The sequence below is a fragment of the Ramlibacter sp. genome, from assembly GCF_036676645.1.
Lineage (GTDB): Bacteria > Pseudomonadota > Gammaproteobacteria > Burkholderiales > Burkholderiaceae_C > Ramlibacter.
Genome location: NZ_JAKFCM010000097.1, coordinates 24,127 through 35,920 on the forward strand (window position 1 = coordinate 24,127; position 11,794 = coordinate 35,920).

The 11,794-nt window shown below is 65.5% G+C and carries 5 protein-coding genes and 1 tRNA gene; 2 read left to right on the top strand and 4 right to left on the bottom strand.

Going from position 1 to position 11,794, the window contains the following annotated elements; translation table 11 throughout:
• Positions 1-124: 124 nt before the first annotated feature.
• A complete protein-coding gene (locus V6M57_RS14635; protein ID WP_332815732.1) occupies positions 125-2,932 on the top strand; it encodes an ATP-binding protein in 2,808 nt (935 codons plus the stop codon).
• Here V6M57_RS14635 and V6M57_RS14640 read toward each other — a convergent pair.
• Complete coding sequence (locus V6M57_RS14640; protein WP_332815733.1) at positions 2,878-3,168, bottom strand: hypothetical protein; 291 nt, start codon at positions 3,166-3,168, stop codon at positions 2,878-2,880. The two genes, V6M57_RS14635 and V6M57_RS14640, sit on opposite strands and share 55 nt — an antisense overlap.
• Positions 3,169-3,235: 67 nt before the next feature.
• Between V6M57_RS14640 and V6M57_RS14645 the strand changes: the two genes are divergently transcribed.
• Positions 3,236-3,844 (top strand): response regulator transcription factor, encoded by a 609-nt coding sequence (locus V6M57_RS14645; RefSeq protein WP_332815734.1) that lies wholly within the window; start codon positions 3,236-3,238, stop codon positions 3,842-3,844.
• A gap of 2,210 nt (positions 3,845-6,054) precedes the next feature.
• Here V6M57_RS14645 and V6M57_RS14650 read toward each other — a convergent pair.
• The 3 genes from V6M57_RS14650 to V6M57_RS14660 form a co-directional block, all read right to left on the bottom strand.
• Positions 6,055-6,145 (bottom strand) — tRNA-Ser (locus V6M57_RS14650).
• Positions 6,146-6,209: 64 nt separating this feature from the next.
• Positions 6,210-8,291 carry a hybrid sensor histidine kinase/response regulator gene (locus V6M57_RS14655; protein ID WP_332815735.1) on the bottom strand — a complete coding sequence of 694 codons (2,082 nt, stop codon included), beginning with the start codon at positions 8,289-8,291 and terminating at the stop codon, positions 6,210-6,212.
• On the bottom strand, positions 8,288-11,794 hold a 3,507-nt coding region (locus V6M57_RS14660; protein WP_332815736.1), incomplete at its 5' end, for a response regulator. The genes V6M57_RS14655 and V6M57_RS14660, both read right to left, overlap by 4 nt.

An 11,794-nucleotide genomic window follows, 5' to 3' on the forward strand; every position in this document is an offset into this window, starting at 1 on the left:
TAGCTCTGCCGGCCCTAAATCCGTAAGTGCGCCGATTCCCTATGCCTGCGCGCAGAAGCCCCCTAGCGGAGCGTGCACGTTGGTCGCTATGCTCGGGGGCGCGCATTCAATAAGAGCAAGGGCCGTGCGCGAACTCCAAGCCTATTTCGATGAGTCGCCGTTCGGCGTGTTCCGGGCGAACGGCAGCGGCAGCGCGACGTGCGCCAATTCACTTTGCCGCGAGATCACGGGACTGAGCTCAGAAGAGTTCCTAGGCTATGGCTGGATGAGCGCGCTCGTTCCGGAGGATCGTCGCCAAATCCTCGGGTCTTGGCGGGAAGCCTGCGCCGCCGGCCAACCTGTGAACATCCTTTGTCGTGTGACGAGACCCAGCGGCGAGCGCCGGTATGTCCGCCTTCGCAGCCGCGGGCTTGCCACGCCCGAAAAGCCCGGCGAGTACTTTGCCGTGCTGGTGGATCTCACCGACCAGGTGGTGGCAGAACGCAGGCTGCGCCGGAACAACGAGTTGCTCGGTGCGGTCCTCGAGAACATCCCGTGCGGTGTGACCGTCTTCGATTCGGATGGCGGCCTGGTCTTGGACAACCAGACGTTCCGATCGCTGCTCAGTCTTCCGCAAGGCGCCCCGGACCAACTCATCTCAGACTTTGGGACACTTGCGCTGGGCATGCGGATCCCGCCAGCGCAGGGCTTCCCGGATGCCACCACGCCGCCCACGCCGGACAGCGACTTTGATCCCACGCCGCGGGTGCGCGAGGAACTCCAGCCCGATGGGCGGGTGTTCGAGGTGCGGGATGCGCCCATGCCAACCGGGGGCGTCGTGACGACCTACACGGACATCACGCAGCACAAGAAGATCATCGGTACCCTGCAGCAGGCCAAGGCCGCTGCCGAGCAGGCGGCTGCGGCCAAAGCCGCGTTTCTTGCAACGATGAGCCATGAGATTCGCACGCCGATGAACGGTGTCATCGGCATGACAAACATCCTGCTGGATACACGGCTCACGCCTGACCAGCGTGAGATCGCGGAGACCATCCGCAAGAGCGGCGAGTCGCTCCTCGTTGTCATCAACGACATCCTCGACTACTCCAGGATCGAGTCCGGACAGATGGAGATGGAACGGCTGCCGCTGCGCCTGCAGGAGGTGGTTGACAGCAGCTTGCGCCTGCTGGAATCGAACGCCGGGGAAAAGCGCGTGGTGCTGTCGGCGGACTTTGATGCTGACATACCGGCGCTGATCCTCGGTGACCGCACCCGGCTCCAGCAGGTGCTCGTGAACCTGATCTCCAACGCGGTGAAGTTCACCGAGCGGGGCCACGTCCGGGTCGCCCTCAGGCTGCTGGCCTCTCCCTCATCGCGCGGGAGCCGGGACGGGAGCAGCAGCCGCTGCACAATCGGCGTCTACGTGGAAGACACCGGCGTCGGCATCTCCCCTGACAAGCTCGACTCCATCTTCGAACCGTTCGTTCAGGGGGATTCAAGCACCGCCCGCCGCTACGGCGGAACTGGCCTGGGGCTTGCCATTTCGAAGCGGCTGGTGCAGGCCATGGGCGGCTCCATCGAGATCGAAAGTGAACCAGGCGCGGGCACCACGGTCTCCTTCAGCTTCCTGGCCGAGCCCGCCATTCCGATGTCACGCGTGACCACCAGCTCGCACGCGCCGCTGTGGGGAAGGCAAGCGCTGGTCGTGCTGACGGGCCGATCCGACGCCGACGCCCTACTTGATCAGCTCAAGCGCTGGGGCATGAAGATCGATTCCTGCCGCAGCCCGGCCGAAGCGCTCCGGATGCTCTCCGCCAGCGACCGCTTCGACCTGGTCGTCACCTCTTCGCACCGGCTGAACGGAGCCGCCGGGCTGCAGTTCGTGCGCGAGCTGCGAGAGAACGGCCTCGCGGTGCCGACAGTGCTGCTATCGCCCGGCAAAGGCCCGGAGTCGTCGGATCCCTCTTTGGGCGTCTGGACAATCGCGCGCTCCTGCACCGAATCGGTGTTCTACGACGCGCTCGTGACCGCGCTCCATTGTCATGGCGAGCCGTCGTTTGCGAGCGAACAGCCTGGGTCGCTATTCGACGGATCGCTCGGACACGCATTGCCGCTGCGCATCCTCGTGGCCGAAGACAACGATATCAACCGGAAGGTCGTGCTGCGGATGCTGGCAGGCTTCGGCTACCAAGCAGACATCGCGCACGACGGGGCACAGGTGATCAAAGCAATCAGGCAGAAGGACTACGACCTGGTGCTGATGGACATCGAGATGCCGGTCGTGGACGGCCTCGGTGCCACGAAGTTCATCGTTAGGAACATACCCGCGGACCGCCGCCCACGCATCGTCGCGATGAGTGCGAACGTCATGCGAGAGCATGTGGCCGCTGCCATAGCAGCCGGCGCCGACCGGTACATCGAAAAGCCATTCTCACCTTCAACGCTGCGAACGACCCTTGAACAGCTTGCGCTAGGCGCGGCCGTTCCGCCAGGCATGAAGCTGCAGCAAGGGTGCCCATCCCACCTGCTCTCGCTGGAGCGGATCCGCTGCCACCTCGAGGTGGATGGTACGGGCGAATTTCTGAAGGAGTTGACGGCATCTTTCAGAATGAGCTCGCAAGACATTCTGTCTCGTCTCGCGGCCGCGGTTCGGTCGAAGGACCATGCCGCGTTTCGAGCCTTGGTGCATGAGTATTCCGGCATGTCCGCCGTCATCGGAGCGAAACAACTGACGGGTCTTCTGCTCAAACTGAAGAAGATCTCGAAGGCGGGTAGCACAAAGGGCGCTGCTCTGCTGATCGACCAGTGCCGGTCGGTACAGGACGAGACCATCGCGGCCTTGGGCGCCGTCCACGAGCTGGAAAGCAGTGGACGACTCGAAGGCGCGCCGTCCCACGATCAGGCGGCCGTGATGCAGACTCGGGCGCCGACGCGCAGCCGCAAGGCAAGGTAGTCATTACGGTTGGCTTCCTTCATCACAAGCAGGCCGTCCGAATTCTTGAACGCAAGCTCGGCCTTGTGCTTAGACAGAAAGTAGCCGATGCGAGAAAGAAAAGATGCAATGACTCTGCCGATCGAGCTGAGAACTGCACGCTCGGCAGCGATCCGTTCCACCCCATAATCGCCGCCGCCGCGAAGGATGGGCGCCACTCCGGCTTGGCCACTCCGGCTTGGCTTGCGCATCACCATGCGGCCGAGTGATGGAAGGCATTCGCACAGCGCCTAGAACATGCAACCAATAACGTCCACGATCAGTGTGGTCATCGCCGATGATCATCCGCTCGTCCGTTCGGGGGTCCGCTCCCTTCTCAAATCCCTTCCCGCAGTCCAGGTAATCGCCGAGGTCGGCAGCGGCGCGGAGTTGCTGGAGTTGCTGCAATCGGTCCAGCCAGAGATCGTGATTACTGACCTCTCCATGCCCGGCATGGATGGCATCACGATCCTGCAGGAGATCTGCACGCGTCACCCGCTCATTAAGGTGATCGTCCTGTCGATGCACGACGCGGCCGACGTGGTTAAGCGTGCCATCGGCGCTGGCGCCTCCGCTTATCTGCGCAAGGACGCCAGCGAATTCGAGCTGGCGTCGGCCATCCACGCCGTGATGACCACGGGAAGTTACGTCAGCGCCACGATCGTGAAGTTGCTGATGGAGCCTTCGGAGCCTCCGGCGGAAGAGGTGCTCACGGCGCGACAGATCGAGATAGTGAAGCTGCTGGCCAACGGGAAATCCTCCAAGGAAATCGGCTTTGCCCTGGGCCTGAGCTCCAAAACTGTGGACGTGCATCGGTCGCGCATTATGAAAAGATTAGGGATTCGCGACCTGGCGAGCCTTGTGATTTACGCCCTGCGCAAGGGCCTCCGCTAGGCGGGTGCACCGGACTACTGCCTCCCGGGCATCGGCAAGGTTGGGCTGAATTCTAGGTGCCCCTGCCCCGGGTCGCGAAAAGCGGGATCGCCCGAGCTGAGAAGGCCATCCAGTGAAACCTTCGGGCTTTTCGGCGTCAGGCGGCCGAGAGTACTGACCGAGTTCAGCGGCCCGTTGGCCGGCAAATGCGGCCAGAGCGCGCAGTCCTCCGGCTCGAATCGCCATGAAAGGCCGGTGATCCACGCCGGCGACAGGGGGTCGAGTCGAGCCAGCCTGCTCCTGAGGGCAACTTCCAGGGAAATGGCGTACGACAGAAGCTTCGGTTGCCCGTGCCTGAAGACAAGCTGCACATGTATTGTCCCCTCGCGGCCGGCAGTGCTACCCGGCAGTGTTTCCACGGTGATGCTTCCAGCCGGAAGACCGTATCTCTTTAGCGTATCGCGCAATGCCATTGCGATCAGCTCCCGCCGGATCTGCTCACGACTTGTCGCCTGTAAACGTGATACGCGTTGTTCCCTCGGAGTCCTGGACATCTGACCCAGAAGCGTTGCAACGAGCCCCATGGTTCCCTTTCCGCAGCATTCGGCAGGTGATGCAAGGCCCTACTGTTGTACCCGCCCCCTCCGATACAGCCTCGGCAAGATTTTTCCACGCGAGCGGCTATGCCGCGCCGGCCAATTGAACACCCATACCTCCTAGCTTGCTTAGGTCAAAGCCGCGCCGTCGCTTAAGCCAAGGCGACGCTGCGCGATGACCTGACGCGCTGCCTCGTGGTAGGCCAAGGCCCGGTCGAGGACGTCATCGACATCTCACTCGTCTTGCGAGTTGGCTCAGTCCGAGTCTGAGCTACCAGGCAGGGTTGGATCGGAGTGCTCAGGCTCGGTTGCTCTGGGGCAGGCTCAGCCCGATTGCGGGCTACTCCAAGGCAAGGGCGTCCTTGCCCCGACTTCCGGCCAGTCTGCCACGACTCGCGTGTTCTTATACCTGCAAGCGCTGCCAGCTAGCGTTGCGGGCGCGAAGGTGTTGCCGCCTGCGAGGAAACCCGAAAGACGAGAGCGGGAAGCGCCACTCCGTGACCGACGGAAATCGCGAATTGCGCGACCTTCCTAAAGGATCAGTGGCAACTCGTCGGAAGCCTGGTAGTCGTCACTCCAGGGGCAGTTGCGCTACGAGCGACTTCGATAGTTGAGTGGCACAGCGTTTCGCTCAAGGAAGGCGTCCGCAAGGTACACGCCTGGGCCGGTCGGCTTCTCATTCCGGCGTACCACCCCGGGCAGCGAGCGATCGTGCATCGCAGCTTCGCCAATCAGCTCTCCGACTGCCAGTTCATCGCTGAAACAGTGCGACGACTCAGTGCAGGTACGAAACGACGGAGCCCCACCAAACACGCCAGATCATCGGACAAGGTCGGGGTTGCAGCTCGCGTCCTGCTGGAAGAGTCTGGCGGCGAGACGACTTACTTCGCGCTGTACAAGCTGCTATTTATGGCTGAGGTTCGTCACTTGGGAGCGACTTCGCAGCGACTAACTGAAGGCTACTTTGGGTGCCAGAAGGACGGCCCATACTGCGTCGAACCGCACGCAAGTCGCCTGGCGGCCCTCATTCCAGGTTGCCGAACGAAAAGCATCGGCAATCAGCTCGTAGTCTCGTTGGGGCAGCAGCAAGGACTTCTCGACGAAACACCCGGACCAGTATCCCTGCTGAACGCTGAAGCTCGGCGCGCCCTCGTCGAGGTCGCGAAGAAGTACGGGCGGCTGCCTGCAAGCAAGCTCAAGACCGTCACGTACCTTGCTGCTCCCATGCGAGAGCTGCTTCGCAGAGAAGGCCCTGCGCGTCAATCTGTTCAACACTGCTGTGCTGCCTCGCCCGTAGGCGAGGCAGGCGGAACGTCACGGCGGCCATGAATGCCCGCACTGTTAGGGCTGTCGCCAGTGATGGGCCGCATAGGTGCGGGCTGTCGCTCGGAAAGGCCGCATGGGTGCGGCGAGTCGGCCTCGAAGGACCGCATGTGCGTGGCGTGTGCGCGTTGCAGCCCGGATGGATGCGGGGTCCACAGCCGCGGGCCGGATCTGCGCGCCCGGCGAGCTACTCGAGCCGAAATCAGTTGCTTAAGCGCGACACACGCCGACCGGTCTCATCCGCGTGAAGTGGGGTTCTTTGTGGGGTCGCTTGCTCGGAACGGGCTGGAAGCGGCATGGATACTGGACTTCTGGCGGAGAGGGCGGGATTCGAACCCGCGGTGGGCTATTAACCCACACACGCTTTCCAGGCGTGCGACTTAAACCGCTCATCCACCTCTCCTGCGAGCCGGCGATTGTAGCAGCGGGCTGCCCGCGCACCGGCCTGCCTGGAGGCCGGCCGGCCTTCAGGCCGCCTTGCTTTTCCGGGCTTCGCGAGGGTCGGCGATCATGGACAGCAGCAGGTTCACGTCGGCCGGCTTGACCATGTGGAAGTCGAAGCCGGCCTGGGCCGAGCGCGAGCGGCTTTCGGCTTCTCCATAGCCGGTCAGTGCGATCAGCAGCGCGTCGCGCGAGGCCGGCTGCTTGCGCAGCTGGTTCGCGACCTCGAAGCCGTTCATGCCCGGCAGGCCGATGTCCAGCAGCACCACGTCGGGCCGGAAATCCTGCGCGATCTGCAGGGCCGAGTGCCCCTCGTTGGCCACCTTGACCTCGAAGCCTTCCATCTCCAGCAGGGTCATCAGCGTCTCGGCCGAGGCCATCAGGTCGTCGACGACAAGGATGCGCGAAGGCGCCGAGGCGGAGGCGACGGGCTGCCGCGGCTCGGCCGGGGCCGCGGCCGACGGCGACTCGGCCAGCCGGGCCGGCAGGACGATTCTCACTTCGGTGCCGTGGCCCACGCCCTCGCTGTGCGCCTCCACCGTGCCGCCGTGCAGCTGCACCATGTGCTTGACCAGGGTGAGGCCGATGCCCAGCCCGCCCTGCGCGCGGTCGAGCGACTGGTCGCCCTGCGCGAACAGGTCGAAGATGCGCGGCAGGAAGGCCGGATCGATCCCGGCCCCCTCGTCCTTGACCACGATCTCGAGTTGGCCCTGCGCGAAGCTGGCGCGCAGGTGGATGCGACTGCCGGAGGGCGAGAACTTCGATGCGTTGTTGATCAGGTTGGACAGCACCTGCGACAGCCGCACCACATCGCCGTCGAGCTCGACCGGCTCGGACGGCAGTTGCAGCACCATCTGCTGCTTGCGCGATTCCAGCTTGGGCAGGCTCGATTCGACCGAGCGTTCGACCAGCGCGGACAGCTGCAGCTTCTCCGGCTTGACCACGACCTTGCCCTGCACGATGCGCGAGACATCCAGCAGGTCGTCGATCAGCCGCGCCATGTGGTCGGCCTGGCGGCTGATGACGTCGCGCGCCCAGGTCAGCGTGGCGGCGGGCACGTCGGGCGACTGCATGATGTGGACGGCGTTGCGGATGGGCGCGAGGGGGTTGCGCAACTCGTGGGCGAGCATCGCCAGGAATTCGTTCTTGCGGCGGTCGGCCTCCTGCACCGCGGTGTACAGGCGCGCGTTCTCCATGGCGATGGAGGCGCGGTCGGCCATCTCGCGCACCAGCACCAGCCGCGCCGAGTCCATCTGCACGGCCGGACCCAGGGTGGACAGGACGCCCAGCACCCGGTCGCCGGCGACCAGCGGACACAGGGCCGCCGCGCGGTCACCCTGGCGCCAGAGCCGGGACTGGCGCTCGCGCAGCACCTGCGCGGCCGCCTGGCGCAAGGCGGGCGTGAAGGCCTCGTCGTCGCCGGCCGGCGCCGGCGGATGCATTTCGACGCGGCGCACCGCGCCCTCGGCATCGGCCAGGGCCACGATGGCGCGCTCGCCCAGCATGGGCACGCACAGGTCCAGCAGGGCCGCGAGGGTGTTGTCCAGGTCGAGCGAGCGCGACAGGGCCTGGCTCGCCTCGGCCAGGAAATCGGCGCGGTGGATCGCTTCCTCGGCGGCCGCCCGGGCGGCCTCGGACCGCGCCAGCGCCTCGCGTTCGACGGCGCGCAACTGCAGCTGGCGGTTCATGCGCCAGAGGTCCACGAACACGCGCACCTTGGAGCGCAGCACCTCCGGCACGACCGGCGAGGGGATGTAGTCCACCGCGCCCAGCTCGTAGCCGCGCTTGGCCTGCACCTCGTCGACGTACGCCGTGATGAAGACGATCGGCGTCTGCGCCGACTTCTTGTACTGGCGGATCAGGCCGGCCGTTTCCAGCCCGTCGATGTCGGGCATGTTGACGTCCAGCAGGATGACCGCGAACTCCATCTCCAGGATGCAGCGCAGGGCCTCCTTGCCGGACCGCGCGCTGACGACGTTCTCGCCGAGTTCGTCGAGGACGGTGCGGAAGACGACATGCTTTTCCTGCAGGTCGTCGACGACGAGGATGTTGGCCTTGTCGCGCGCCTGCAGCGCAGCCTGGGCCTCGGGGTTGATGCGTGCAGTCACTGGTGCAGCCAGGCCCTCAGCACGGACAGCAGGTCATGGGTGTCGACCGGCTTGGACAGGTAGTCCCAGGCACCCGCCTCGATGCACTTCTCGCGGTCGCCCTTCATGGCCTTGGCCGTGACGGCGATCATCGGCAGGTTCCTGCCCTGGGGGAGCTTCCTGATTTCCTTCATGGTCGCCATGCCGTCCATTTCGGGCATCATGATGTCCATCAGTACCACCTCGATCTGCGGATCGTTGGCGATGCGGCTGATGGCTTCGCGGCCATTATCGGCCCACACGATGTCCATGGCATGCTCTTCCAGCACCGTGGCCAGCGCGAAGATGTTGCGCATGTCGTCGTCGACGATCAGCACGCGCCGGCCGGCCAGCGGCCGGGCCTCCGAAGCGGCTTCCTCCAGTCGCGCTCGCCGGGCTTCCGGCAAGCCGCGCAGGCTCCGGTGCAAGGCCAGCAGCGCAGCGTCGTTCAGCCGGGCCGGGTTGTGCACTTCGGTGACGGTCACGCGGTCGTCCGAGTGCCAGGCGAAGCGGCCGCCCTCGCCGGCCGCGCCGTTGCGGTACAGCAGCAGCGGCAACGGGCCGAGCCCGGCCTGGTTGCCCAAGGCCTGCCGGACCTGGCTGCTGTCGAGCTTGCCGAAGGCGTCCTCCAGCACCACGCAGTCGAACTGCGCCTCGTCCAGCGCCTGCACGAACCGGTCGGCGCTCTTGGCCACCACCGGCGTCACGCCCGCGCTCTCCAGGTAGCCCAGCAGCTCGGTGCGGGCCGCGCCGTCCTTGAGCGCGACCAGCGCCTTGCGCTCCTTGCGCGTGCACCAGTCGCGCAGCTGGTCGAGCACGGTGTCGAGCACCTCCTGCGACGGAATCGGCTTCTCGACGAAGGCCAGCGCCCCGCCCTTGAAGGCCCGGTCCCTGGAGTCGTCGGTCGAGATCACGCACACGGGAACGTGCCGGGTGGCGAAATCCTGCTTGAGCCGGTCGAGCACGCGCCAGCCATCCATGTCGGGCAGGTACATGTCGAGCGTGATGGCCGCCAGCGGGTACTGGCTGGCAAAGGTCAGCGCACTGGCGCCCATGGCGGTGGCGATGCCCTTGAAGCCCTTGGCGCGCGCAGCGTCCAGCAGGAAGCGCGCGAAGGCCAGGTCGTTCTCCACGATCAGCAGGACCAGGTCGCCCTCCTGGATGCTGTCGCGGTCGTCGTCGGCCTCGTTGGCGGGCAGCCGCACCGGTTCGGCCGCGGCTTCAACCACGGCCGGCACCGGCATCGGCCGGCGCACCAGCGGTGGCAGAGCAGTCGGCACGTCGCCGGGGCGCGAATCGGCGAACGAGCCCGTGCGGCGGGTGTTGCGCGTGGCCGGGTAGTGCACCGGCAGGTACAGCGTGAAGGTGCTGCCCTGCCCCGGCGCGCTGGCGAGCCGGATCTCGCCGCCCAGCAGCTTGGCCAGCTCGCGGCTGATCGCCAGTCCCAGGCCGGTGCCGCCGTACTTGCGGCTGGTGGAACCGTCGGCCTGCTGGAAGGCCTCGAAGATGATCTGCTGCTTGTCCCCGGAGATGCCGATGCCCGTGTCGGACACGGCGAACGCGACCACCTGGTGCGCCCGGTTGAGCTCCTCGTGGTCGGTGCTCCAGCCGGTGACCACCTCCTCGATGGTCAGCGTCACGTTGCCCTGGTGCGTGAACTTGAAGGCATTGGACAGCAGGTTCTTCAGGATCTGCTGCAGGCGCTTGGCATCTGTGACCACCGCCGAAGGCAGTTGCAGCCCGGACCGGATGTTGAAATCCACCCCCTTGGCCTCCGCCACGTGCCGGAAGGTGCGCTCCACGTACAGCTGCAGGTCTTGCAGGCGCAGCTCGCTCACGTCCACGGCCACCGTGCCGGACTCGATCTTGGACAGGTCCAGGATGTCGTTGATCAGCATCAGCAGGTCGTTGCCCGACGAATGGATGGTCCGGGCGAACTCCACCTGCTTGCCGCTCAGGTTGCCCTCGGGGTTCTTCGACAGCTGGTCCGACAGGATCAGCAGCGAGTTCAGCGGGGTGCGCAGCTCGTGCGACATGTTGGCCAGGAACTCGGACTTGTACTTGGACGTCAGCGCCAGCTGCTTGGCCTTTTCCTCCAGTGCCTGGCGGGCCTGCTCCACTTCCCGGTTCTTGCGCTCCACCTCGTGGTTCTGGTGCACCAGCAATCGCGCCTTCTCCTGCAGTTCCTCGTTGGTCTGCTGCAGTTCTTCCTGCCGGCTCTGCAGCTCCTGCGCGAGCGACTGCGACTGGGTCAGCAGGTCCTCGGTGCGCATGTTGGCCTCGATCGTGTTGATCACGATCCCGATCGACTCGGACAGCTGGTCGAGCAGCTGCTCGTGCGTCGGGTTGAAACGCTCGATCGAGGCCAGTTCCAGCACGCCGCGCACCTTGCCTTCGAAGATGATGGGCAGCACCAGCACGTTGAGCGGCGGCGCCTCGGTCAGCCCCGAGGCGATGCGCAGCGTGTCCGGCAGGCTGGAGGTCAGCAGCATCTTCTTCTTGTCGAAGGCGCACTGGCCGACCAGGCCCTGGCCCAGGTCCACTTCCTTGCCGTAGGCGCCATGGCCATCGGAGGCATAGCTGGCGGTCAGGCGCAGCCTCGGCGGGTCGGACGTGTTGCTCAGCACGTAGAACTCGGCCTGCTGCGCCCCCACCACCGGCGCCAGTTCCGACAGGATCAGGTGACCCACCGCGACCAGATCCTTCTGCCCCTGGAGCATCCGGGAGAACTTGGCCAGGTTGGTCTTGAGCCAGTCCTGCTCGGTGTTCAGCTGCGTGGTGTCGCGCAGGTTGCTGATCATTTCGTTGACGGTGTCCTTCAGGGCGGCCATTTCGCCCAGCGCCTCCACCGTGATCGATCGCGTCAGGTCGCCCTGCGTCACGGCGGTGGCCACCTCGGCGATCGCGCGCACCTGGGTGGTCAGGTTGGCGGCCAGCTGGTTGACGTTCTCGGTCAGGCCCTTCCAGGTGCCGGAGGCACCCGGCACCTTGGCCTGCCCGCCCAGCTTGCCTTCCACGCCCACCTCGCGCGCCACCGTGGTCACCTGGTCGGCGAAGGTGTCCAGCGTCTCGATCATGGAGTTGATCGTCTCGGCCAGGGCGGCGATCTCGCCCTTGGCATCCACCATCAGCTTCTGCTCCAGGTCGCCGTTAGCGACGGCGGTCACCACCTTGGCGATGCCGCGCACTTGACCGGTCAGGTTGCCGGCCATGAAGTTCACGTTGTCGGTCAGGTCCTTCCAGGTGCCCGATACGCCCTTGACCTGCGCCTGGCCGCCCAGCCGGCCTTCGGTGCCGACTTCGCGCGCCACCCGCGTCACTTCGGCGGCGAACGAGGACAGCTGGTCCACCATGGTGTTGACGGTGTTCTTCAGCTCCAGGATCTCGCCCTTGACGTCCACCGTGATCTTCTTGGACAGGTCGCCCGCCGCCACCGCCTTGGTCACGTCGGCGATGTTGCGCACCTGCGCCGTCAGGTTGCCGGC

What these genes read in the sequence shown, in the direction of transcription:
- V6M57_RS14640 (WP_332815733.1), bottom strand. Translation starts at nt 3,168, where the DNA reads ATGGTGATGCGCAAGCCAAGCCGGAGTGGCCAAGCCGGAGTGGCGCCC.